This window comes from Bradyrhizobium sp. ORS 86 (genome assembly GCF_045571475.1).
Lineage (GTDB): Bacteria > Pseudomonadota > Alphaproteobacteria > Rhizobiales > Xanthobacteraceae > Bradyrhizobium.
This window is the reverse complement of record NZ_CP120699.1, coordinates 4,571,468-4,594,791: the sequence shown is the minus strand read 5'-3', so window position 1 is coordinate 4,594,791 and position 23,324 is coordinate 4,571,468. Positions and strand designations below refer to the sequence as shown.

At 63.3% G+C, this 23,324-nt stretch carries 26 protein-coding genes; 11 read left to right on the top strand and 15 right to left on the bottom strand.

Annotated elements, in window-relative coordinates:
• Nucleotides 1–24: 24 nt before the first annotated feature.
• Complete coding sequence (locus P6U25_RS21550; protein WP_407146783.1) at nt 25–429, bottom strand: hypothetical protein; 405 nt, start codon at nt 427–429, stop codon at nt 25–27.
• Nucleotides 430–592: 163 nt separating this feature from the next.
• On the opposite strand from P6U25_RS21550, the gene P6U25_RS21545 reads away from it, so the two are divergent.
• Together P6U25_RS21545 and P6U25_RS21540 are read left to right on the top strand one after the other, a co-directional pair.
• Nucleotides 593–1,015, top strand: a complete 423-nt coding sequence (locus tag P6U25_RS21545; protein WP_407146782.1) for an MAPEG family protein — start codon at nt 593–595, stop codon at nt 1,013–1,015.
• 22 nt (nt 1,016–1,037) lie between these two features.
• Nucleotides 1,038–2,336 (top strand): RsmB/NOP family class I SAM-dependent RNA methyltransferase, encoded by a 1,299-nt coding sequence (locus P6U25_RS21540; RefSeq protein ID WP_407146781.1) that lies wholly within the window; start codon nt 1,038–1,040, stop codon nt 2,334–2,336.
• Between the two features lie 137 nt (nt 2,337–2,473).
• Here the strand turns inward: P6U25_RS21540 and P6U25_RS21535 are convergent, their stop codons facing one another.
• The gene (locus P6U25_RS21535) at nt 2,474–3,724 is read right to left on the bottom strand and encodes an MFS transporter (protein WP_407146780.1); all 1,251 of its coding nucleotides are present in this window, start codon (nt 3,722–3,724) and stop codon (nt 2,474–2,476) included.
• A gap of 105 nt (nt 3,725–3,829) precedes the next feature.
• Between P6U25_RS21535 and P6U25_RS21530 the strand changes: the two genes are divergently transcribed.
• Nucleotides 3,830–4,282, top strand: a complete 453-nt coding sequence (locus P6U25_RS21530) for a winged helix-turn-helix transcriptional regulator (protein ID WP_407146779.1) — start codon at nt 3,830–3,832, stop codon at nt 4,280–4,282.
• Nucleotides 4,283–4,436: 154 nt separating this feature from the next.
• On the opposite strand, the gene P6U25_RS21525 is transcribed toward P6U25_RS21530, so the two are convergent.
• Nucleotides 4,437–4,769 carry a DHCW motif cupin fold protein gene (locus tag P6U25_RS21525; RefSeq protein WP_407146778.1) on the bottom strand — a complete coding sequence of 111 codons (333 nt, stop codon included), beginning with the start codon at nt 4,767–4,769 and terminating at the stop codon, nt 4,437–4,439.
• A 129-nt stretch (nt 4,770–4,898) separates the two neighbouring features.
• Nucleotides 4,899–5,270 (bottom strand): nuclear transport factor 2 family protein, encoded by a 372-nt coding sequence (locus tag P6U25_RS21520; RefSeq protein ID WP_407146777.1) that lies wholly within the window; start codon nt 5,268–5,270, stop codon nt 4,899–4,901.
• 137 nt (nt 5,271–5,407) lie between these two features.
• Here P6U25_RS21520 and guaA point away from each other — a divergent pair, with 137 nt between their 5' ends.
• Nucleotides 5,408–7,006: a glutamine-hydrolyzing GMP synthase gene (guaA, locus tag P6U25_RS21515; RefSeq protein WP_407152571.1), complete on the top strand. Its 1,599-nt coding sequence runs from the start codon at nt 5,408–5,410 to the stop codon at nt 7,004–7,006.
• A 377-nt stretch (nt 7,007–7,383) separates the two neighbouring features.
• Here the strand turns inward: guaA and P6U25_RS21510 are convergent, their stop codons facing one another.
• From P6U25_RS21510 to P6U25_RS21470, 9 genes are read right to left on the bottom strand one after another with little or no spacing between them, the layout of a single operon-like run.
• Nucleotides 7,384–8,163, bottom strand: a complete 780-nt coding sequence (locus tag P6U25_RS21510; RefSeq protein ID WP_407146776.1) for an SDR family oxidoreductase — start codon at nt 8,161–8,163, stop codon at nt 7,384–7,386.
• 41 nt (nt 8,164–8,204) lie between these two features.
• Nucleotides 8,205–9,065: a VOC family protein gene (locus P6U25_RS21505; protein ID WP_407146775.1), complete on the bottom strand. Its 861-nt coding sequence runs from the start codon at nt 9,063–9,065 to the stop codon at nt 8,205–8,207.
• 13 nt (nt 9,066–9,078) lie between these two features.
• Nucleotides 9,079–9,960, bottom strand: a complete 882-nt coding sequence (locus P6U25_RS21500; RefSeq protein ID WP_407146774.1) for a VOC family protein — start codon at nt 9,958–9,960, stop codon at nt 9,079–9,081.
• Complete coding sequence (locus P6U25_RS21495) at nt 9,957–10,640, bottom strand: TetR/AcrR family transcriptional regulator (RefSeq protein ID WP_407146773.1); 684 nt, start codon at nt 10,638–10,640, stop codon at nt 9,957–9,959. Before P6U25_RS21495 ends, P6U25_RS21500 begins: the two co-directional genes overlap by 4 nt.
• Before the next feature lies 1 nt (nt 10,641).
• Complete coding sequence (locus P6U25_RS21490) at nt 10,642–10,956, bottom strand: non-heme iron oxygenase ferredoxin subunit (protein WP_407146772.1); 315 nt, start codon at nt 10,954–10,956, stop codon at nt 10,642–10,644.
• A 9-nt stretch (nt 10,957–10,965) separates the two neighbouring features.
• Complete coding sequence (locus P6U25_RS21485) at nt 10,966–11,727, bottom strand: SDR family oxidoreductase (protein ID WP_407146771.1); 762 nt, start codon at nt 11,725–11,727, stop codon at nt 10,966–10,968.
• 12 nt (nt 11,728–11,739) lie between these two features.
• Complete coding sequence (locus P6U25_RS21480) at nt 11,740–12,225, bottom strand: aromatic-ring-hydroxylating dioxygenase subunit beta (RefSeq protein ID WP_407146770.1); 486 nt, start codon at nt 12,223–12,225, stop codon at nt 11,740–11,742.
• A gap of 14 nt (nt 12,226–12,239) precedes the next feature.
• The gene (locus P6U25_RS21475) at nt 12,240–13,511 is read right to left on the bottom strand and encodes an aromatic ring-hydroxylating oxygenase subunit alpha (protein WP_407146769.1); all 1,272 of its coding nucleotides are present in this window, start codon (nt 13,509–13,511) and stop codon (nt 12,240–12,242) included.
• A gap of 22 nt (nt 13,512–13,533) precedes the next feature.
• Entirely contained in the window at nt 13,534–14,751 is a 1,218-nt protein-coding gene (locus P6U25_RS21470) for an NAD(P)/FAD-dependent oxidoreductase (RefSeq protein ID WP_407146768.1), read from the bottom strand.
• Between the two features lie 177 nt (nt 14,752–14,928).
• On the opposite strand from P6U25_RS21470, the gene P6U25_RS21465 reads away from it, so the two are divergent.
• From P6U25_RS21465 to P6U25_RS21455, 3 genes are all read left to right on the top strand, one after another.
• On the top strand, nt 14,929–15,906 hold the full coding sequence (locus P6U25_RS21465; RefSeq protein ID WP_407146767.1) for an amidohydrolase family protein: 978 nt from the start codon (nt 14,929–14,931) through the stop codon (nt 15,904–15,906).
• A 10-nt stretch (nt 15,907–15,916) separates the two neighbouring features.
• A complete protein-coding gene (locus tag P6U25_RS21460; RefSeq protein WP_407146766.1) occupies nt 15,917–16,396 on the top strand; it encodes a hypothetical protein in 480 nt (159 codons plus the stop codon).
• 151 nt (nt 16,397–16,547) lie between these two features.
• On the top strand, nt 16,548–17,519 hold the full coding sequence (locus P6U25_RS21455) for a Bug family tripartite tricarboxylate transporter substrate binding protein (protein WP_407146764.1): 972 nt from the start codon (nt 16,548–16,550) through the stop codon (nt 17,517–17,519).
• Between the two features lies 1 nt (nt 17,520).
• Here P6U25_RS21455 and P6U25_RS21450 read toward each other — a convergent pair whose 3' ends face one another.
• Nucleotides 17,521–18,375 (bottom strand): MaoC/PaaZ C-terminal domain-containing protein, encoded by an 855-nt coding sequence (locus tag P6U25_RS21450; RefSeq protein WP_407146762.1) that lies wholly within the window; start codon nt 18,373–18,375, stop codon nt 17,521–17,523.
• A gap of 182 nt (nt 18,376–18,557) precedes the next feature.
• Between P6U25_RS21450 and P6U25_RS21445 the strand changes: the two genes are divergently transcribed.
• Both P6U25_RS21445 and P6U25_RS21440 read left to right on the top strand, forming a co-directional pair.
• Nucleotides 18,558–19,799 carry an ABC transporter substrate-binding protein gene (locus P6U25_RS21445; RefSeq protein ID WP_407146760.1) on the top strand — a complete coding sequence of 414 codons (1,242 nt, stop codon included), beginning with the start codon at nt 18,558–18,560 and terminating at the stop codon, nt 19,797–19,799.
• A 15-nt stretch (nt 19,800–19,814) separates the two neighbouring features.
• A complete protein-coding gene (locus P6U25_RS21440) occupies nt 19,815–20,717 on the top strand; it encodes an SDR family oxidoreductase (RefSeq protein ID WP_407146759.1) in 903 nt (300 codons plus the stop codon).
• Nucleotides 20,718–20,763: 46 nt separating this feature from the next.
• On the opposite strand, the gene P6U25_RS21435 is transcribed toward P6U25_RS21440, so the two are convergent.
• The gene (locus tag P6U25_RS21435) at nt 20,764–21,216 is read right to left on the bottom strand and encodes a MarR family winged helix-turn-helix transcriptional regulator (protein WP_407152570.1); all 453 of its coding nucleotides are present in this window, start codon (nt 21,214–21,216) and stop codon (nt 20,764–20,766) included.
• Between the two features lie 300 nt (nt 21,217–21,516).
• On the opposite strand from P6U25_RS21435, the gene P6U25_RS21430 reads away from it, so the two are divergent.
• Complete coding sequence (locus tag P6U25_RS21430; RefSeq protein WP_407146758.1) at nt 21,517–22,398, top strand: SDR family oxidoreductase; 882 nt, start codon at nt 21,517–21,519, stop codon at nt 22,396–22,398.
• A 47-nt stretch (nt 22,399–22,445) separates the two neighbouring features.
• Nucleotides 22,446–23,246 carry an enoyl-CoA hydratase/isomerase family protein gene (locus P6U25_RS21425; protein WP_407146756.1) on the top strand — a complete coding sequence of 267 codons (801 nt, stop codon included), beginning with the start codon at nt 22,446–22,448 and terminating at the stop codon, nt 23,244–23,246.
• Nucleotides 23,247–23,324 lie beyond the last annotated feature (78 nt).

Sequence of the window (23,324 nt, the reverse complement as noted above, 5' to 3'; positions counted from 1 at the left end):
GACGGTCGCACGCTGGCGAGAGGCTTACGGCACGATCCGCCTGTCGGCGATCGCGATCAGGCCAGCGTGAGGTGGCACGACCGTCGTGGTCGTCGCGGCGGTGAGCCCAAGATAGGTGAGGGCCGTGTGCCGCAGGTCATAGATCGCGAAGGCCACCAGCCCGACCAGCAGCGCGGTGGCCAGCCCGTGCTTGACGATGTCGCGCGTCGAACGATAGCCGGTGCGGAAATAGAACGAGAGCACGATTGCGACCAGCAGCGCAGCCGCGACACCGGCGAGGCCCGACATCACCACGCCTAGCCCGCCGTCCAGGGACTCATCGAACCAACCGGTGACAGGCCAGGTCAGGTTGAGCAACGGGGCCGCGGAATCGCCGGGGAACTTGGCCGAGCGGATTGTGCCGGCCAGGATCGGGGAAGTGATGTTCATCGCGAACTCCCGCTGGACCAGAGGGCTGAAACCACCGCATTCCTGTGGGTTGGTCACGATAGCTCGGATGATGGTTCAAGCAACTCCCGCGACGCCTTCATTGTCAGCGGCGAGCGCGGCCGCTAAGAGGGAGCTGCAGCGTCCGCGGCTGACGGAGATTCTCATGTCTATTCAAATGGTTTTGCTGCCGGTCTTCATCCAGATTGGATTGACCTTCGCGCTTTTGTTCGCAATGGCATCGATGCGCGGCCAGGCGCTTTCGAGCGGCGAAACCAAGACCGGTGATATCGCGCTGCGCCAGCCGAATTGGCCGGTCCGCGCCACCCAGGTCGGCAACTGCTTCGCCAACCAGTTCGAACTCCCGGTCCTGTTCTACGTTCTGATCGCACTGGCGCTGCCGCTGCGGCATGCCGATCTGTTCATCGTGCTGATGTCCTGGGTGTTCGTGGTGACGCGCTTTGTCCATGCCGGCATCTTCGTCACCTCCAACGACGTGCGGCCGCGTTCACTCGCTTGGTTCGCCGGTGTGCTGGTGCTGCTGGCGATGTGGCTGTATTTCGCGCTCCGGATCCTGCTTGCGATCTGACGCGCCCAACCGAAAGAGACCAATGACACCCGCTGCCCGGCTTTCCGCCGCTATCGACCTGATCGCCACCATCGACGCCCAGCGTGTTCCCGCCGCCAAGGCGCTGAAGGAATGGGGCACCGCGCACCGCTATGCCGGATCCGGCGATCGCGCCGCGATCTCCGGCCTGATCTGGGACGTGCTGCGGCGGCAATCCTCCGCGGCCTATCTGATGGACGACGACAGCGCCCGCGCGCGCGTGCTCGGCATGCTCAAGCTCGAGCGCGGCATGGATCTGGCGACGATCGCCGCGTTCTTCGACGGGAGTCGTTTCGCGCCGGAACCGCTGACCGCGACCGAGGAGGCCGCGCTGACCTCGCGCTCGCTCAGCGGTGCGCCGGCGCCGGTTGCGGGCGATTATCCGGAATGGCTCGATCCGTACCTTGCCAAGGTGTTCGGAGATGAGCGCGCGGCGGAAGCGACCGCGATGGCGAGCCGCGCGCCGCTCGACCTGCGCGTCAACACGCTGAGAGGCAAGCGCGAGAAGATCCTGCCGCGACTTGCGCATCTCGGCGCGAAGGAGACGCCGTGGTCGCCGCTTGGCCTGCGCATCGAGCTCGGCGCCGACGCCCGCAATCCCGGCATCCATTCCGAGGAGGACTTCATCAAGGGCGCGATCGAGGTGCAGGACGAGGGCTCGCAGCTTGCAGCGCTGTTCTCGGCCGCCAAGCCGGGCGAGCAGGTGATCGACCTCTGCGCCGGCGCCGGTGGCAAGACGCTGGCGCTGGCAGCGATGATGGGCGGCAAGGGCCGCCTGATCGCGACTGATCATGACAAGCGCCAGCTCGCGCCGATCCATGAGCGGCTGTCGCGCGCCGGTGTGCACAATTGCGAGGTGCGCACGCCGCGCGGCGAGGCGGATGTGATGTCCGACATCAAGGCCTCCGCCGATCTCGTCCTAATCGACGCGCCCTGCACGGGCACCGGTACCTGGCGCCGCAACCCCGACGCCAAATGGCGGATGCGCCCCGGCGCGCTGGAGGTGCGGCTGAAGGATCAGGCCGAGGTGCTCGACCGCGCCGCACCGATGGTGAAGCCGGGCGGACGGATCGCCTACATCACCTGCTCGGTGCTGCCAGAGGAGAACGGCGAGCAGGTGCGGGCCTTCATCGCGCGCCATCCGGAATTCTCCGCGCAGCCGCCGGAGCAGACCGCATCCGTGCTGTGGGACAAGGCCGAGACTTTTGCGCAAGCCGCACTGCGGTCCGACGAAGGCTGGCTGATGACGCCGCGCCGGACCGGCACGGACGGGTTCTTCATGTCGGTGCTGAAGAAGGCGTGATTTGAATTCCGTCGTTCGGTGGATGTGCAGCATCGAACCTCAGGTACGCAGTCGCGCACCGGGGAACCTCGAGATTCTCAGGCGCGCAAGTGCGCGCCATAGTTCGCGCTTGGCGCGCCCCGGAATGACGATCGCTGCTAGTACGTCTGTACGCAGCCCGCCCGCGCCGGCGTCTTGCTCACCACCACGATCCAGAACAGCAGCGCTGTGGCGCTGATCGCCGCGCCGAGCATGCAGACGCCGATCCAGCCGGCCGTCGCATAGGCCATCGTCGAGCTGATCGCGCCGGCACCGCTTCCGATCGAATAGAACACCATGTAGCCGCCGACCAGGCGGCTCGCCGCATCGGGCCGTGCCGCGACGATCAGGCTCTGATTGGTGACATGGATCGCCTGCACCGCGAAGTCGATCATGACGACGCCGGCCAGCACCAGCCACAGCGAGCTGTGCAGGCAGGCAATGGGAGCCCAGCCGGCGAGCATCAGGAACAAGGACAGGCCGGTGGTGCGCTGCGCCCAGCCGCGATCGGCGAGACGGCCCGAATTGCGCGTCGCGAGCGCGCCGGCGAGGCCGGCGATCCCGAGCATCCCGATCGTCGCATGCGACAGCGAAAACGGGGGAGCAGCGAGCGGCAGCACCACCGAGCTCCAGAACACGCTGAAGCTTGCGAAGATCAGCAGCGCGAAGGTGGCGCGCTCGCGCAGGATCGGCTCCTGCACGAATAATTCGGCCGTCGAGCGCAGCAGCTTGGCATAGGACGCGCCCGCCATCGGCTGCGGCTGATGCCGCGGCAGCGCCCGCGCCAGCAGCGCCGACAGCACGAGGGTTAGCGCGGCCGAGGTGAGGTAGACCAGCCGCCACCCGCCGATGTCGGCGAGTGCGCCTGCGGCGAAGCGGGCGAGCAGGATGCCGGACACCACGCCGCTGGTGACCGTGCCGATGGTGCGTCCCCGCGCGGCCGGCGTCGCCAGCGTCGCAGCGAACGCGACCAGCACCTGGATCACGACGGCCAACAGCCCGACCAGCACCATGCCTGCGAGCAGCACCACCGCATTCGACGCCGTGCCGACCACGACGAGCGCGAGTGCCGACAGCAGGGTCTGGCCGACGATCAGCCGGCGCCGATCCACGAGATCGCCGAGCGGCACGATCAGCACAAGACCGAAGGCGTAGCCGATCTGGGTCAGCGTCACCACGATGCCGATCACGGCCGGTGCGATCTCGAGATCCCGCGCCATGGTGTCGAGCAGCGGCTGGGCGAAGTAGATGTTGGCGACGCTCAGGCCGCAGGCGACCGCGAACAACAGCACGGTGGCCGGCGACAGATCGCGGGTCGAAGCGCCGCCCGCGCTTGCCGCTTCCGCCTGCGTCGCATCCCGGTTTGTCATTATCGCCTCCGTATCCACGTGGTCCTATAATGAGACCAGTTGCATCGCCTGCTGTCTAGTCTTATTTTAAGACCATCTCAAATCGTGAACGAGCGGGAGGACGGGATGAAGCGCACCGGCTTTGCCAAGGCCGAATGTCCGGTGGCGCGCGCGTTGGATGCGATCGGCGACTGGTGGTCGCTGCTGATCGTGCGCGACGCCTTCGACGGCCTGCGCCGGTTCGGCGAGTTCCAGAAGAATCTCGGCATCGCCAAGGGCATGCTGACGACACGGCTGCGCAAGCTGGTTGAAACCGGCGTGCTGGAGCAGGTCGCGGCCTCCGACGGCAGCGCCTATCAGGAATATGCGCTGACGAAGAGGGGACGGGATTTGTTCCCGGTCGTGGTCGGTCTCCGGCAATGGGGCGAGGCGCATCTTTACGCGCGGGGCGAGGCGCATTCGGTGCTACTCGACGGCGCAGGCCAACCGGTCGGCCAACTGGTGCTGCCGTCGAGGACTGGCCGCGCGCTGACATGGTCGGACACCCGCGTGCGGAAAGCCGGTGTGCGCAAGCGCTGAGCGATGGACTCTCATCGTGCATAGGCGCGCGACGGACGATGCGTTAGCAGCGCGCGTCGGGGTCTCGAAGGATGGGGATGCAGCGGGGCTGTCGCTCTTCGAGACGATCGCTTCGCGATTTCCTCAGGGGGACGGGAGAGAGGAGAAGTGCCGTTCAATCCACGATGAACAGCATCGCGCCCATTGCCGTCGACGAGCGGTGCGCGGCGTCGCCGAAATCCGAGACCTGGTAGCTCATGCCGGGCTTCAGCTTGAATTTGCGGCCGTCGCGCAGCTCGGTGTCAAGCTCGCCCTGGACGACAAACAGCACGTGGCCGCGATCGCACCAATGATCGGCGAGATAATCGGGCGAATACTCGACCATGCGCACCCGCAAGGCGCCGATATTGAGCGTGCGCCACAGGGCTTGTCCGGTCTCGCCGGGATGCACGGTCGGCTCGATTTTGCTCCAGTCCGTGACGGTGAAGGGAAGGGTCGGGATTTTCATGGGCACAGTCCTGGTATCAGATGGGTAGAGTGGGCTAAGGCGCTAAGCGCCGTGCCCTGCATCGCGAGCGGTGCAAGACATGGTGGGCACGCTGGCGCTTAACCCAACCAACGGTCTCGCGCGGCTGGCTCAATGCACCGGATGGTTCGCCGAACCCTGCCGGATCTTGCCCTCGGCATCGAGCCGCAGATACTCGCAGATCTTCATGCCGCGCTCGTTCTGGTAAAACACCACGATGCTGTCAGGACTGACGAACAAATCGATCAGCTCGAAATGCAGATCGGGCAGCTTGGCCAGCGCCGCGCTCCAATAGGCGCGCAAGCGCTCCTTGCCGCGCACGGTGCCGGAGGCACCGAAGCCGAGTGCCGGGATCCGGTCCGAGGTCATCTCGGTCTCCTCGGCATAGAGCGCCAGCACGCGCTCGAGGTCGTGCGAGTTCCAGGCGGCGATCCAGTCGCGGCCGAGCGCGGCGAGGCGGGCGGGATCGTGGTGGTCTGGCATGATTTCCTCCGTCTTCGGTCTAGGCCAAATTAGGTCAACATTACTTACCTATATGGATTTGTCCATGCCCAAAGAAGAATGTGGGCGTGCCGCTTGGCGCGGTTGCGGGGGCGGGCGGTGTCGCGTATCTGCTTGCCATGACAGCCCAGCAAACAGCCCGCGAGTCGTCGACGCCCTCCGTGGCCTCGGCGCATGACAAGATTCTGATTGTCGATTTCGGCAGTCAGGTGACGCAACTGATCGCCCGCCGCGTCCGCGAGATGGGCGTCTATTCCGAGATCGTCCCGTTCCAGAAGGCCGAGGCCGCCTTCGGAGAGATGAAGCCGAAGGCGGTGATCCTCTCCGGCGGGCCGGCCTCCGTGCTCGACGCCAACGCGCCGTCGGCGCCGATGTCGGTGCTGACTGCGGGCGTGCCGGTGCTCGGCATCTGTTATGGCGAGCAGACCATGGCCCAGCAGCTCGGCGGCATCGTCGAGGGCGGGCATCACCGCGAATTCGGCCGCGCCACCATCGAGGTCACCGAGGACTGCGCGCTGTTCGAGGGCGTCTGGCTGAAGGGCGGCCAGTATGACGTCTGGATGAGCCATGGCGATCGCGTCACCAAGCTGCCCGACGGCTTTCGCGCCGTGGCGCGCGCGCCGGGCTCGCCGATCTCTGTCATCGCCGACGACAAGCGCAAGTTCTACGCGATGCAGTTCCACCCGGAGGTGGCGCACACGCCCGACGGCGCATTGCTGTTGCGCAACTTCGTGCGCAAGATCGCAGGGTTCTCCGGCGACTGGACCATGCGCGCGTTTCGCGAGGAGGCGATCGAGAAGATCCGCGCCCAGGTCGGGAAGGGCAAGGTGATCTGCGGCCTGTCCGGCGGCGTCGATTCCGCGGTCGCCGCTGTGCTGATCCACGAGGCGATCGGCGACCAGCTCACCTGCGTGTTCGTCGATCACGGCCTGCTCCGGCTCGACGAGGCCAAGACGGTCGTCGACCTGTTCCGCCACCACTACAACATCCCGCTGGTGCACGTGGACGCGTCGAAGCAGTTCCTCGGCGAGCTCGCCGGCGTCACCGATCCGGAAAAGAAGCGCAAGACCATCGGCCGGCTCTTCATCGACGTGTTCGAGGCGGAGGCGAAGAAGATCGGCGGCGCCGAATTCCTGGCGCAGGGCACGCTCTATCCCGACGTGATCGAGAGCGTCTCCTTCACCGGCGGCCCCTCGGTGACGATCAAGTCGCACCACAATGTCGGTGGCCTGCCTGAGCGGATGAACATGAAGCTCGTCGAGCCCCTGCGCGAATTGTTCAAGGACGAGGTGCGCGTGCTCGGCCGCGAGCTCGGCCTGCCCGAGATCTTCGTCGGCCGCCACCCGTTCCCGGGCCCGGGCCTTGCGATCCGCTGCCCCGGTGACATCACCAAGGAGAAGCTCGACATCCTCCGCAATGCGGACGCCGTCTATATCGACCAGATCCGCAAGCACGGTCTCTACGATGAAATCTGGCAGGCCTTCGCCGTGCTGCTTCCGGTGAAGACCGTCGGCGTGATGGGCGACGGTCGCACCTACGACTACGTCGTCGGCCTGCGCGCCGTGACCTCGACCGACGGCATGACCGCGGACTTCTATCCCTTCGAGATGAAGTTCTTAGGGGAAACCGCGACGCGCATCATCAACGAGGTGAAGGGCGTGAACCGGGTGGTGTACGACGTGACGAGCAAGCCGCCAGGGACGATCGAGTGGGAGTAGTGCGACCTGCTGCTATCGCGCAGTTTGGCGTAGTTTGGTGAAGTCGTTCTTCCTTTCGCATCGAGGACGCCACCGAACTCGTGAGCTTGGTTTAGTCCGATCGAGATCAGAATTCTACCGCGTTCTCACTCGTGGAGTGTTGCAGCGCAGTCAATCGTAAAGAAGGCGATGGTCCAAGCCTCAGGCGGCGGCAACTGTTGGCGGAAAGCAACTACTCTTGCTCAATCCTGAGAGTGAAGAACTCGTGTCGTGTGGGTTGGTAGCGCTTTCCCGCTACCAATCGTGCGATTTTGCGCGCCAACCTGCGATCGTGCGATTTTTGGTATCGAATCTTGTCCAACAGATCGGCAGATTTAGACATGATGAACATGTCGGAATTAAAATGCGCCGGGGTAGGCTCCGCCGTCGATCAGAATGTTCTGTCCCGTGATGTAGCTCGCTTGAGCCGAACAGAGAAAGGTGCAAGTCGCACCGAACTCGTCCGGATGGCCGAACCGTTTGCTTGGGTTGCTGGTACGGACTTCCTCGGTGACCTCTGCCAAGCTACGTGACGAGTTTCGGGCGAGTGCCGCAAGATTGGATCTCAGCCGGTCCGTATCGAACGTGCCCGGCAACAGGTTGTTGACGGTCACGTTGTGCTCGGTGGCAGAGCGCGCTAGGCCCGCGACGAAGCCCGTGAGTCCACTTCGCGCACCGTTCGATAGTGCGAGCATTGCGACCGGCGCCTTGACCGCGTGCGACGTGATATTGACAATGCGGCCGAATTTACGCGCGATCATCCCGTCTATGGTGGATTTGATCAGCGCAATCGGCGCCAGCATGTTGCCATCAAGCGCCGTTATCCAATCGTCACGCTCGAAGTTCCTGAAATCGCCCGGCGGTGGTCCACCTGCATTGTTGATGAGAATATCGGGCTCAGGGTAGGTGGACAGGATGGCCTCGCGTCCCTCGCGGCTCGTTACATCCGCAACGACTGTTTGAGGTCGGTTGCCTGTGGCCAACTCGATTTCTCGAGAAGCACTGTCGAGGTTCTCGCACCGCCGGGCGACAATCACGACTTCGACACCCTCGCGGGCCAGCGCCATGGCGCTTGCTTTTCCAAGGCCTTGGCTCGCCGCGCAGACGATGGCCTTGCGGCCTCGCAATCCCAGATCCATGCGTCCTCGTTGGAGGTTAGCCGCGACTGCGGCGCGACATGTTACTTGTTCGGAAGTGTCATGCTGGCGGGTTTGGAACCCCACATGCAAAAGCTCGTTGGCTCGAATCCAAACTGGCGCGGGCGGTGCGTTGCCTCATCTTCGATTTCATCGACACCCACCGAATATTCGAAAATCATCCCGTCCGGTCCTTTGAAGTAGACGAAGCGGGCTCCCGACGTCGGATGGCGACCCGGACCGAACACGATCGGCACGCGCTGTTCGTTTAGGAAGTAATAGGAGCGCAGCACATCGTCGCTGTTCTCAACCTGGTGATTGATGTGCTGGATGCCGGCCTGCGGCGCGCGGACCAGCGCAATGGTGTGATGGATGGCATTGACCCGCATCAGCGGGATGTCGCCGATGCGATCGCTGACTCGGGCGTTGCAGACCTCGGTCCAGAATCGCTCGTCGCGGGTGGGATCGGTCGAGTTGAGGCCGACGTGACTGAAACCTGTGATGCCCGCATCGCGGCTTCCGAAATAGCGGCGCCCGCTGCGTTCCGGCCGCACTACCAGCTCGATGTGGTTGCCGGTGGGGTCACGGAAGCCGATGAACGCCTTCACCTTGCGCCGCTCTGCCTGCTCTGTGGTCCCTGCGTGGACGGTGTGGCCGAGTGACTCGAGTGTGGCCGCCGCGTTCTGAAGGCTCGCTTCGTCCTCGACCTCAAAGCCGACCGTCTGGTCCCTCGGATCGCCTTCGAAGTAGCACAGTGTATGCGCGCGCTCGTCCGACCGAAGGTAGAGATCGGCCTTGCCGCGTTCGGCGATCTGCAGGCCGAGGCAAGTGGTGGCGAATTGCTCGGCCTGCTCGAGATCCGGCGATCCCAAGCGGACATAGCTCACATCCTTCAATTGGATCATGCCTCTCTCCTGTTCAGCTAGCGCTTGGCGTCAGCTCGGGAACGCCCCTGCTTTCGCTGCCCCAATTGCAGAGCGAGGTTGCGGTGAGCGGAAATTGCCGGGCAGGGCGTGGTCTATCGCCGATCTCGGCCGTGCCGGTGACATAGGACAGGATCAGCCCGTCTGGTCCTTCGACATGAAGGAAGATCTGCTGCGAGGCAGGCTGCCGGCCGGGGCCTTGCACGATTCGCATCTGATTTTCCTCCATGAAGTAGCTGTTCTGCATGATCTGATCGAGCGCCTCGACCTCGAAGGCGGCGTAGAGCAGTCCGCGGCGCTGCGACGGATAGAGCGCGATGCGATGGTGCAGGCGGTCGATGCGCAAATATGCGATGTCACCGACCCAATCAGTCACCTCGGCGCCGAGCAGGCGCCAGAAGGCGAGATCGCGCGCGTGATCGATGCTGCACAGGCCGATGCCCTGGAATTGCACGATGCCGGCATCCCGGGGCGGAAAAAAGCGCCGCCCGCTCCGTGTGGGGCGGGTTACGAGATCGATCCGATTTCCGGAGGCGTCCTCCGTCAGCAGGGCTGATTGCACATATCGTCGCTGGCATTCCTCCGGACTGGCCGATCTAGCGCTAAAGCCATGCGCGCGCAGCCGTTCGCCGATCTCCTGAAGCGCTGCGTCGTCCCAGGCCTCAATGCCGATGCTGGTGCCGTCGTCCTGATCGCGGCTGAGGCTCACGGTGCGGAAGCGATCGTCTGAGCGAAAGGCAAGCTCGCCGTCCCGGCTCGCGACCTGTTGCAGTCCGAAGATATTGGAGACAAAGCGCGCGCAGGCCTGCGGTTCGTCCACCGAGTGGCGGACGTAGCAGACTGACGTGACTAACGGCGCTATCCCGTTCGCCTTCATCGCAGCCGCCCTCGTTTTTGCTCGGCTTCGATGAAGATCCTGATCATCTGCCGCCAGAGCCCGAACAGATGGTCGAACCATTTGGGATCGTTGTCCCAGAGCGTCCGCAATGCCATGCCGCGAACGACGCTGAGGGTGAGCGCGATGATATCGGCCGCGACGGCTGGGGGCACACCGCCCGCCACCAGCGCCTCGGCCCAGGCCGCCTCGACCGGACGGCGTGCCTTGCGCGAGATATCGAGAATTCGCCGGCGCACCGCCTGGTCGGTGGAGGTCGAAAGAACGATGTCGATCGCCACCATGAAATGCTCGCTGAAGAAGAATTCTCTCGCGTCCGCGATGACAGCCTCGATCAGATCCCGTGGCCGGTTCACTGCAGCAGCGCGGCGGCGGCTGAGGATCTGCGCCTGCTCGAACACATATTCGAGTGTGGCGACGACGAGGGAATCCTTGGTCGGGAAGTGATGAAGCTGGGCGCCACGGGAAACGCCGGCTTCGGCAGCAACCTCGGCGGTGCGAAATCGCGCATAGCCGCGCCGCCGGACCAGATTGGCAGCCGCCTTCAGGATCCGCAGCCGCGTCTCGGCGGTTCGCTCGGCCTGGGTCCGGCGGCGCAGCGGCGCCAGCGACCGCCGTGCCGTCTTAAGGGGGATAGAAGCGCGATTGGGGCGGGGTGGCATGTCAGACCTCGATCTGGGCTTTCCCGTCCACGACCGTGACGGGATAGGTCTTCAAGGGAATCTCACAGGGCATGCCAGTGGGCTCGCCCGTGGTGACGTCGAACGTCCCGAAGTGGAAGGTGCATTCCACGATCTTGCCGTTGATGATGCCTTCCTCCGACAGCGAAGCCTCGCCATGGGTGCACATGTCGGCGGTGGCGTAGATTTTGCCGGCCACCCGATACAGCGCGACGTTGGTGCCGTCGGGCAGGGTGGCCTGCTTGATCTCACCTTCGACGATTTCATCGGCAGTGCAGAGAACAACTGTTTCCGCCATGGCGAGAGCCTAGAGCATGGTGCTGCCGCCATTGACGCTGATGACCTGGCCGGTCACGAACGACGCTTCGGCGGACGCGAGATAGGAGACCATTGAGGCGACTTCCTCCATTTCGGCCGGACGCCCCATCGGGATGATGTTGACGAATTTGGCCGCAAGAGCCGGGTTGCTCTTGGTGATGGCGGCCATCTGCGGCGTATTCACCGCGCAGGGAGCTACTGTGTTCACGGTGATGCCGTCCCTGGCGAACTCGCGCGCCATGCCTGTGGTAAGGCCATGGACGCCGCCCTTGGCCGCATTATAGGCGGCATGGTCCCAGAGACCGTTGCGCACGGAATCGGCGCCGAGATTGATGATGCGCCCGTACCCCTGCTTGCGCATCGTTGGTACCGCGTACCAGGAGCACCACAGCACCGTCCAGAGATTGCGATCGATCGTCGTCTTCAACGTCTCCGGCGTATGCTCCGCGAACGGCTTGATAATACCACCGCCGGCATTGTTGACGAGGATGTCGAGGCGGCCGAACCGTTCGGACGCAAGGCGAATGGTCTTTTCGGCGACGCCTTGCTCCGCGAGATCGCCGGCCTCGCTCGCGACCTCCACGTCGAACTGGCTGGCAAGACGAGCCGAGGCCTCCTTCAGCCCAGCCTCATCGAGATCGGCAAGGATCAACCTCGCGCCGTCCCTTGCGAGCCGCTCCGCGATTGCAAGGCCAATGCCCTTGGCGGCGCCGGTCACCACGGCAACATTGTTTTTGAGCTTCTTGTCCACCGTCGATCGTTCCTAGAGAATGATGCTGACGCGCCCTTGCGTGCGCAATCCCTCGCTGTCCAGCAGACAGCGCTTCTCCTTGATGCGAAGGCGACCTTCGTCGGCAACCAGCCGATAGCGGTTGCTGCCGAAATAGGTGTCGGTGACGCCATCCTTGGTGCGATAGGTGATGAAGGCGGCGGCGACTTCCATCTCGCTGTCGCTGCGGCTGCGGATCCGTACATTGCTGATCAGGTGCCGCGTCCGCGAATGGGGAAATTCGGCGTGCGCGGTGCGCTTCATTAACCGCTTGACGCGTTCGCTCAGGCGAAAGCGGTCATCGGCAACATAAAAAAGGTTCTTGTCGGGCGAAGAGTCCGCGGGAACGTCGGTCGACGGCACGTAGTAGATCGCGTCCTCCGTGAACAGCTCGAGCCATTCCGGTAGCCGCCATTCATCCAGCAGCTCGGCCTCGGCGAACAGGAAATCCTCGACATCGGCCCGGGTGATGTTCTGCATGTGCCTCTCCTCTCTCAGGCAGATGCCGCGAAGACGTGTTTGTTCCAGTTTGACCAGAACGCGCGCATCTGGAGCTCGTCGTCATAAGCGGGCGTCTCCTTGCCCATCCCCTTGGAAATGTCGTTCCACTGCGCTTCAGTTGAGTTGCGGAAGCCGCGCTGACACTGCTCCAGCGCCTCGACGTCGTCGGGCGTCGCGAAGCCGCCGGGACCGAGGAATTCAAGGAAATTGAACAGGCGGTATTTGCGCGCCCAGTCGGTCTCTTCCTTGGGCGCGAGCGCCCATGCGCTGACTGTCATGAAATCGGGTGCGTGCGGATAATAGGTGCGGATCGTCACGGCCATGATGTCGTTGACGACCAGGTTGGGGAACACGAACAGATTGCGATTGAAGAGGGCGATCCGCTTAGCGCGCTCCTCGCCGAAGCGCGTCACCAGTCCCTGGTAGAGCCGCTCGACCTCGCGCTTGCCCTCCTCGCCCCACATGGGAACCCATTGTGCGACCGGACGTCCCCACGGCGCCTTGTACTCCAGCACCGCATGTCCATTGCCGAGGTCGCGCGCAGCACCCTCCAGCGGCACCGGCACGAGGCCGCCATTGGTGGCCTTGAGGTAGTCGAAATAGGTCGCGTGCGTGGTGAGCGCGTGATAGCCGTCGATCGAGTTTTCGGTGAGCAGCTTCCAGTTGGCGCGCATCGAGTATTCCTGTGTGCCGCCGACGATGGTCATACCGGTTTCGGCCTGATCGCCGATGATATTGAGATATTCCTTCACCGGGCCGAGATAGGACTCGAGCGTCTCGGCGTTCCGATCGAAGCACACGAAGCAGAAATCGCGGTAGGTTTCGAACCGCGGCACCTGCTGCATATTGGACGTGCTGCGCTCCTTGAAATCGGGGGCATAGGAAGCCTCGCCGGGTTGGCTGCGCAACGCGCCATCAAGCCCAAAGACCCACCCATGATAGAAACACTGGAAGGACTTTGCGTTGCCGTGCTTCTCGCGGCAAACCTGCGCGCCGCGATGCGGACAGGTGTTGAACATGGCGCGCAAGCCCGCCTTGGCGTCGCGCGCAAACAGAATACCGCGCCCGCCGACTTGGCGCGTGACGAAGTCGCCGGGTTTGGGAAGCTCCGAAGCGTGGCCGAGATAGAGCCAGCATTTGTCGAAGATGCACGCGCGCTCGGCCTCGAGAATGTCGGGGTCGACGAAAGCCTGGCGAGACACCTTGAAGATCTGCTTGGCCTCGTCGACCATCAGCGCGGTATTCATTCGCTGAAACGCATTCATTGCAGTCCCTCCCTCGGACTTGTCAGTGCGGTTTCAACGCGGCCCGGAGGTCGTAACCCGGCGACTCCAGATCGGCGCGCTGCGGCTTTGCGTTGGCAGCAATGATCCGCCGCAGCATCGCCATGTCCTTCGCCGCATTCACCGAGAGCGCGCCGACAGGTTCGGCGCCCCGCATGGCAATGATCGAGAACCGTCCGCTGTCCGGGTTGCCGCGCACGATGTGCTCGGCCTCGCGCATGTCGCCGGCGACTTGGATGTTCAGGTCGTATTGGTCGGTCCAGAACCAGGGAGGATCGTTGTATTCCACGGCGTCGCCGATCATATTGGCGGCGACCGAGATCGCCTGGTTCTGTGCGTTGGCCCAGGTCTCGACGCGGACCGCACGGCCGTGGCAGCGGCTCCACTGCAGGGCGGCATCACCCGCACAGAAGACCTCGGGAGCGGCGGTGCGACCGCAATTATCGACAGCGATGCCTTCGGCGGCGGGCAGGCCGAGCCGGATGGCGAGTTCGGTGGAAGGGGTGACGCCGATGCCGACCAGCACCAGATCGGCTGGAATCTGCGCGCCGTTGCTCAGCCCAACAGAAGCTGAAGTGCTTCCAATCACCGTCGCGCCGAAGACAAACTCGACGCCGTGACTACGATGCCTGTCGGCAACGAGACGGCTTATCAGGCCTGGGAAGGCTCGTGCGAGGAGACGCTCCTCGCTCTCGATCACAGTGACGTGGCAGCCGTTCCTGGCGGCAGCGCAAGCAGCTTCGAGGCCGATAACGCCGCCGCCGACGATCGCAATGCGCGATCCGGCCTGGATGTGACGACGAAATTGGAGTGCGTCCTCAAGGCTGCGCAGATACTGGACCTCGATGTGCGCATCTTCGAGGGCAGCAAGCCGCCGCGGCCGCGTTCCGGTCGCAAGCAGCAGGCCGTCGAAATGGAAGGTGCGGCCGTCCGCGGTCGACACGATGCGGCGATCGGGATCGCAATCGATGGCCGCGGCACCGGTCTCAATGCGGACATCGAGCGTCTCGGTCCAGTTCGCGGCTTTCTTGATGTAGGCGACAGTCGCATCGGAGGATTGCAGCAAACTTTTGGAGAGCTGCGGCCGTTCGTAGGGCGGGTGAGGCTCTTCGCCAATCATGGTGATCGAGCCCTTGAAGCCTCGCGCCCGCAGCGCCTCGGCGGCTCGCGCTCCGGCTTGGCCGGCTCCTGCGATCACGATGTCGTTGATCGTCCGCGCCACGCTTGCTTCGCTCCCTGATCCGATCGCAGACCGCATTGTTGGTTAGATTGTTCACTAGCATACGAATATGAGATTGCCTAGACGATAAAAACAGTCCAACCTGCTTGTAAGTGAATGGCCTGCACCGGCCAAGGACGTCCTGCGGGGTGCGGTGCAAAAATCCATCGGGGAAGCGCCTTGGTCGAAGCGATCGACACACACACCCATTTCGTTCCGCGGCACATCCCCGCGGAACCGGCCCGCAATCCGCTCTGGCCCTCGGTCGAGCTGCGGGACGCATCGGCCGCGGTTATCGTGGGCGGCAAAGTATTTCGGGTAATCGACTCCCGAAGCTGGGACGCGCGCCGGCGGCTCGAGGATATGGCAATCGACGACATCGAGGTGCAGGTCGTCTCACCGATGCCGGAATTGCTCTCGCATTGGTTTCCGCCCGCCGACGCGGACGCGCTATGCCGTCATGTCAACGAGGGAATCGCCGCGCTGTGCGCAGATCATCCGCGGCATTTCGTCGGCATTGGAATGGTTCCCATGCAGGATGTCACGCTCGCAGTTCGGCACATGGAAGATATCAGATTGCTTGGTCTGCGCGGCGTCGAGATCGGCACGCACATTAATGGCGTGCCGCTCGGCGACGCGCGCCTTGATGATGTCTATGCCGCGGCGGAGCAGGCTGGGTTGATGGTGATGGTCCATCCGCTGCATCCTCTCGGGCTTGATCGAATGGGCGGCCGCCCGGAGCTTGCGGCCGTGGCGGCATTTCCGTTGGAGACGGCGTTCGCCGCGGTTTCGCTGATGACCAACGGCGTGCTGGAGCGCTTTCCAACTTTGCGCATCCTGCTGAGCCATGGCGGCGGCGCATTGTCTTGGCTGTTGCCAAGGCTGGGCCACGCTTATGGGGTGGGGGCGCCGCTCCAAAGCCTCTTCGCGAGAACGCCGGCGGAGATCGCCCAATCCTTCTACTACGACACGATTCTCTACGACGGGCCGGCGTTGCAATACCTCGCTGACAAGGTCGGGACGAACCAACTTGTAGTGGGATCTGACTATCCGTTCACGATCAAGCAGGACAGGTCTGCGCAATTCGCCGAGCGGGCCTTGTCAGTTTCGCGTGCAGCGTTGGCCGCCAATGCAAGGCGGCTGTTTGCGCTCGGGTAGGGAGGAGAAATTGGGACAGTGCTATTCCTATCGCCAGTTCTGCTCGCTCGGTCCGTTGCCGCCGCGCACGCCGGCGCGGCCGGATCCGCAAGTCCCGAAGGATTATAAGCTCGGTCCGTGCGTGCACGGCAAGATTGGCGCTTTCTACTTCTACGCTGAGGGCTCGCAGGATGACCCCGCCTTTGGCTTCTGCGAGATCGAGCTATCCGTCCAACGCGTCAGCGAGAACAAACTGCGGCTCGAACTTTACTGCTTCGCCGACGGCTATCAGAGCGCGCGCGGGGTGGGTGCGAGGCATCCGCTGAACATTGCCGTGCTCGCCGGCGAAACCGTTCTGGGGACCGCGAGCTGGCACTTTCCGGATGTGATCTGCGGTCACGCCGATGCCATGCACTTTGCGGCCGATATCAGCCTCGACGACGCGCTCTTTCCGAGAGTAGATCGTGTCGAATTGAGCGGGACGAGCGGTGAGTCGGGGCCGTTCAGCTAGCGAAATATGCATTGGAAGCTGCTTGTATCCGGCCGTTAAAGGAATGTTCTCATAGATCGTAAAGTAGAGTACGATCGGAACAGATCAGGGACTGAGGCTCGCATAAGCCGCCGCGCGGGAACGCCAAGCGCGTCCCATCCAAGGAGAAACCATGCGATTTCGGATTGTGATGGTCCTGTGGCTGATTGCCGTGTCGGTCGGAGCCGGTTCGTGGCAGGCCTCGGCGGAATCATATCCGTCGCGACGCATCAACCTCATCGTGCCGTTTCCGGCAGGCAGCGCAACCGATGCCGTGACGCGGCGTCTCGCCGAAAGCATCCGCATCGCGACCGGTGCGACCGTGCTGATCGAAAACAAGCCGGGTGCCGACGGCAATCTGGCGGCGCTTGCGGTTCTGAAGGCCGAGGCCGACGGCTACACCGTGTTCGTCACCACGAACTCGACGCAGGCGGCCAACATCAGCCTGTTCAACGCGATGCCCTATGATCCTGCGGCGGACTTTGCGCCTGTCGCGGGGATCATGACCATTCCGATGATGCTGGCCGTCAAGCCGGAGTTTCCGGCAAAGACCGTTGCAGAGTTCATCGCCTTGGCAAAGACGCGCGAGAGGCCGCTCTCATTTGGAAGCGGCAACACATCGAGCCGGGGTGCTGCGGAGTTGTTTCGGGCCAGGGCCGGGATCAACATGCAGCATGTTCCGTATCGCGGAATGCCACAGGCTCTGACGGATGTGCTGGCGGGCGAGATCGACTGCGTCTTCGCCGATCCCGCCAGTGCGCAAGGACTGATCCAGGACGGCCGGCTCCGCATTCTCGCCGTGACGAGCAGCGATCGGCTGGCGGGCATGGCCGACGTTCCGACGCTCGCGCAGGCTGGGCTGTCCGGTGCGGAGCTCACCGCATGGGTAGGTGTGTTCGTGCGGGCGGGCACGGCTCCCGACATCGTCGCGAAGCTCAGCCAGGCTGTGCTGGCCTTCGTCAATAGCAAGGATACTGCCGGTTATCTCGAGTCGGTGGGTGCAAAGCCGTTTCCCGCCAGCCCCGGCGAGCTAAAGGCATTCGAGGAGGCCGACACGCGGCGCTGGGCCGAGATCGTAGCGATCGCGAATATTGAGAAGAAGTAGGTTAATCGCGGAGCACAGCTGTTCCTCGATCGAGCACCACCACGTCGCGCTCGAGGACCCGTGAGCGAAAGCGGATTTGGTCGCCGACGGAGAGGAATTCCGTTCGGATTGTCTCTCCCGGAAAGACCGGACGGCTGAAGCGGGCCGACAGTGAGAGGAGACGTTCGGGCCGGCCATCCGCGAACATGGCGAGGACCCCGCGCGTTGCAATCCCCAGCGTGCACAGGCCGTGGAGGATCGGGCGGTCGAAGCCGGCCTTTGCGGCAGCGGCAGGATCGGCGTGTATCGGATTGTAGTCGCCGCTCAGCCGATAGATCAGTGCGCTTTGGGGCAGCGTCGCGATGTCACAGGTTTGCGAGGGAGCCTCTTCCGGAAGGGCACCGGGCTCGGCAGGGACATCACCAAAGCTGCCGCAGCCGCCGTCACCACGCAGGAACAGCATGCTGCGAACCGTCGCCAACTTCAGTCCGCTGACGGCGTCGTCGAGTGTCTTGACGAGGTGAAGGATCGCGCCCTTTTCTGCGCCCTTATCCGCCACCGCGACAATCTCATAGTTGGCTCTCACCGTGCCTTCGGCCGGCATCGGAACGTGAATTTCGAAGTGCTGCTCACCATGCAGGAGCTTCAGCCAATCGATGCCGAACTCCGGCCGTTTCGCCCAGAATCCGGGATGCGCGAGGACACAGCAGATCGACGGCACGGCCTTGAGATTTGCCTCATAGACGAAATCGAGCTGCGCCGGGTCGAGTGGATCGGAACCAAAGCCGAGGCCGAGCGCGTACAGCATGGTGTCGCGACGGGTGTAGCTCTGCGTGACCGGCTCAAAACGGAAATGTCGTACGGCTTCGAGGTTCAAGATGTCCTCCAACGCTTGCGAGGCCCGATTCATCGGGGTGCGGTTCGAATGACAGTTGCAATCATGCTTCTACACATAGTACACAAGCGTACTAATTTGCGATTGGCGACGCAATAGGAGAACGGAAAGGGAGAGGCGCCGTGAAGTGGAGTGCTGGCCATTCAAGTCGGGCGGACCGTGTCGTGGGACCGTACAGACGGCTTTTCGGCAGATACGGAAGCCGCGGCGCCGTCCGGGCCGTGGCGGTGATCCTGGTTGGTCTGCACGCAAGTCAGGCGGCGGCCGGCGAGAAGCGATATGGCCCAGGCGTCACCGACACTGAGATCAAGATCGGCAACACGTCTCCCTATAGCGGCCCGGCATCCGCCTTCAGCATGGTCGCCAAGACCGAGGAGGCCTACTTCCGCAAGATCAACGCGGAGGGAGGCATCAACGGTCGCCGCATCGTCTTTCTGTCATACGATGACGCGTACTCGCCGCCGAAAACGGTCGAGCAGACGAGACGGCTGGTCGAGAGCGACGAGGTCCTGCTGGTCTTCAATGCGCTCGGCACCGCGGCCAACTCGGCCGTGCAAAAATATCTGAACGCCAGGAAGGTGCCGCAACTATTCGTGTCGAGCGGGGCGGCCAAGTGGAACGATCCGCAGAACTTTCCCTGGACGATGGGATTTACCCCAAGCTACGAGACCGAGGGCTACATTTACGCAAGATATGTGCTGCGGGAACGGCCGACGGCGAGGATCGCGATCTTCTTTCAGAACGACGATTTCGGAAAGGACTACCTCAGGGGGATCAGGAAGGCGCTCGGTGACAAGGCCGCGTCAATGATCGTCGCGGACGTGTCGGAGCCGACGATCGACTCGCACCTCGTCAAGCTGAAGGCGACCGGCGCGGACGTGCTGTTCGATATCGCAACACCGAAATCTGCGGCGCAGGCAATCAAGAAGGTTTCGGAGCTCGGTTGGAAGCCGCTGCAGTTTCTTAGCTATGTCTCGGCGTCGATCGGAAGCGTGATCAAGCCCGCAGGGTTCGAACATGCACAGGGGTTGATCTCGGCAGCCTATTTCAAGGATCCGAACGACCTCGCGTGGACGGACGATTCCGGCCTTAAGGAGCTCAATCAGTTCCTTGACGGCTATTTTCCCGGCGCTGATCGCAGCGATACGCTGATCGTGAACGGCTACAACACGGCGCAGGGGCTCGTCTACCTGCTGAAGCAATGTGGCAACGATCTCACGCGCGAGAACGTGATGCGGCAGGCGGCCCAGCTGAAGGACGTCGAGCTGGGTATGCTGCTTCCCGGCATCCGCTTGAATACGTCACCGGACGATTTCGCGCCGGTGAAGCAATGGCAGTTGATGCGCTTCGAGGGAGCGAACTGGCATCTGTTCGGCGACGTCATGAGCGGCGAAACGAAGAACTAGGCAGGGAGACGACAAATGGGACGACTATGTGCTGGGCGGGTCGCGATCGTGACGGGTGCCGGCCGCGGACTCGGCCGCGAATACGCGCTGATGCTGGCGGAGCAGGGCGCCAGGGTCGTGGTCAACGATCTCGGCAGCACGGCAGCGGGTGAGGGCGCCGATATGTCGCCTGCTCAGGAGGTTGTCGACGAGATCAGGCGCGCCGGCGGCGAAGCCATTGTGAACGGTAGCGATGTCAGCGATTGGGCCGGCGCCAAGGCTCTGATCGACGCCGCCATCGACGCGTTCGGCCGGCTCGACGTCCTCATCAACAACGCCGGTATCTTGCGGGATCGCATGATGGTCAACATGACCGAGGCGGAATGGGACGCCGTGATCAAGGTGCATCTCAAAGGCACCTTCGCCCCGTCTCACCATGCCGCGCAGTACTGGCGTCAGGAAACCAAGAAGCGTGGAGCCCCGGTCAGCGCCCGCCTGATCAACACCTCGTCGGCCTCCGGATTGTTCGGCAATGTCGGCCAGAGCAACTATGGGGCTGCCAAGGCCGGTATCGCCGCCTTTACCATCATCAGCGCGATGGAGCTCCGCCAATACGGCATCACGGTGAATGCGATCGCGCCACGCGCGCAGACCCGCATGACCGAAGGATTGCGTGAGCGCACCGAGGAGGAGATCAAGCGCCGGAATCCGCGTTGGGTCGCGCCGATCGTGGTCTGGCTCGCGAGCGAAGAGTCCAGGGACGTGACCGGTCGCGTATTCGAGGCAGGCGATGGGATTCTCAAGGTGGCAGAGGGCTGGCACGCGGGCCCGGGAATTGACCCGGTCGAGGATCCCAACGAACTCGGCCCTCAGGTGGCGAAACTGATGCAGGAAGCGCGGCCCAACGCCGATATCTGGGGGCGCGACATCGTCTCGTGAGCTTCCCAAGAACTCCTCCCGGAGCACCTTGGGCGGGTGGCTGGCCTCAGGCCGCCGCCCGCCGTTTTTTCCGGGTTTTGGACCGCGGCGCGTCTTCCTCCTCGTCCTCTCCGCTCTGGGTCTCCGTGCCATCAGACATGGCCAGAAGGTTGTGCTTCATCGCAAGGAGGGCTTCCGAAGCGGCTTCCAGTTGCTTGCGGTCGATGCCGTTGACGATTCTTGCATTGAACTTGTCGGTTTCCTTCCGGAGCTTTTCGAGGAATCCGCGGGCCTGCTTGGTGACATAGACGCGCTTGATCCGCCGGTCGACCGGATCGGCCTGCCGTATCACGAACCCCGATGTCTCCAGCCGATCGATCAGGGCCCCGACGGCGACCTTGCCGACGTCGAGCTCGTTGGCGAGCTGCACCTGGGGAAGGCCATCCTTGCGCGAAATGAACGCCAGGACCCACCATTGCGAGCGGGTGATCCCGAGCGGCGCAAGCGCCCGATCGAACATCATCCTCCTGAGCCGCGACACGTCATGGATGAGATATCCAAGCCGAAGATCCCAATCGGGCTGATCAACCATCGATGTTTCCCTTGAGGCGACTCGGAGGTAGAGGTTCCACTAATACCATACACCAGCGTATTTTAAAGGAAAGGTCGTGGGATCGGCTGAAAATTCCCCAATTAGCTGTCGATTCGCGGATTTACAAAAGAAGTACGCTAGTGTATTAGTCCGTAAAGAGACGCCCGCTCGTTGGACCGCGGAAAGCGCCCGCTTCATAGGAATTCAATCGCAGGAAGGAAGTCGCCCATGTTCGACGCCGCCGTGCTCAAGGGAAAGCGCATCCTGGTAACGGGCGGAGGGACGGGACTCGGCAAGGAGATGTCAGTGGGGTTCGCCGCCCACGGTGCTCACGTCTACATCTGCGGGCGGAGGAAAGAGGTCCTCGACCAGGCCGTGCGGGAAATCGGCGAGCGGTCCGGGGGAACGGTCTTCGCGCTGCTTGCCAACGTGCGTGATCCCGACAGCATCGAAGCGATGATGTCGAGCATCTGGGCGGAGGGGCCGCTCACCGGGCTCGTCAACAACGCCGCGGCCAACTTCCTCGCCCCCACCGAAAGCCTGTCGCCGCGCGGCTACGAGGCCGTCCGCTCCACGGTGATGGATGGTTCGTTCTATGCCTCACTTGCCTGCGGCAAGCGGTGGATCGCCGCGGGCCTCCCAGGCAGCATCATCAGCAACCTGGTCACCTGGGTGTGGACCGGATCGGCGTATGTGGTGCCGTCGGCGATGGCGAAGGCCGCCGTGCACGCCATGACCATGTCGCTCGCGGTCGAGTGGGGATCCAAGGGTATCCGCGTCAATGCCATCGCGCCCGGCCCGTTCCCGACTGAGGGGGCGTGGGACAAGCTTAATCCGCTCGCCGAGACAGGTGTCGGAGCGACCCAGGCCGAGGAGGTGCCGCTACGCCGTTTCGGCAAGATGGACGAGCTGCGCAATCTCCTGATCTTCCTGATGTCGGATGGCTCCGGTTACATCACGGGTGACACGATCAGTATCGATGGCGGGCATCATCTGGCCGCGCCGAGCACTTTCGCGGGGCTTTCAAAACTGTCGGCGGCCGACTGGCAGCGTGCGCGCGAAGCTATTCAATCATCGGTCCAGAAAGAGAAGCAGGCGCGCTCCATCTGAGCTTCCGGGGAGCCGGCGCTTCGAGCGCGTTGTGAAGGGGAGAGCCGATGGGACTGGCCATACCGACAAAGAGCTTCGAATGCACCATCGACGCTGGTCTTGCCCACATTGTTCTGGACCAGCCTGACCGTGGCAATCCGATCGACGGCGACTTTTGTCGCGAGTTCGGCCTGGCGATTGCCGAACTGAGCGAGCGTGCCGACGTGAGGGCCGTGCTCCTATCCGCACGCGGGCGGTTGTTCAGTGTGGGCGGCGACCTCATGGCGTTGGTGAAGCAGGGCGACGCGCTGCCTGGAACGATCAAGGCCTGGACCGCTGATCTTCACGTAGCGCTCTCAAGGATGGTGCGCATGCGGGCGCCCGTCGTCGCGGCGGTTCACGGGAACGTCGCGGGCGGCAGCGTGTCGCTGATGGCGGCGGCGGACCTCGTGGTGATGGCGGAATCGGCGAAGATTTCGGCTGCATTCTCGAGGATTGGCTTTAGCCCGGACAGTGGATCGACCACGACTGTCACGCGGCGCATCGGTATCGCGCGCGCAAGGCGTTTTTTCCTGCTCGGTGAGACGCTCGATGCTGCGACGGCGCTGTCGCTCGGACTGGTTGATTTCGTCGTTCCGGATGCTGGGGTGCAGTCCGAGGCTGCGCGGCTTGCAAAGGAGTTCGCGGTAGGCCCGACCGAGGCGTTTGGCGCGATCAAGCGTCTGTTTTCACAAACGGCTGATCGATCGTTCGAGAGCCAGCTCGAGGAGGAGGCGCAGACGCTCGCTGCGATGTCGCGAACGGCCGACGCGCAGGAGGGCGTCAGGGCCTTCGTCGAGAAGCGCAAGCCGGTGTTTTCCGGAAAATGATCGCGCCGGAGGCGACAATATTGACCAGTGGCAGCAAATCGTACGCTGCCGTAACGTATATCAGTCAACGAAATAATC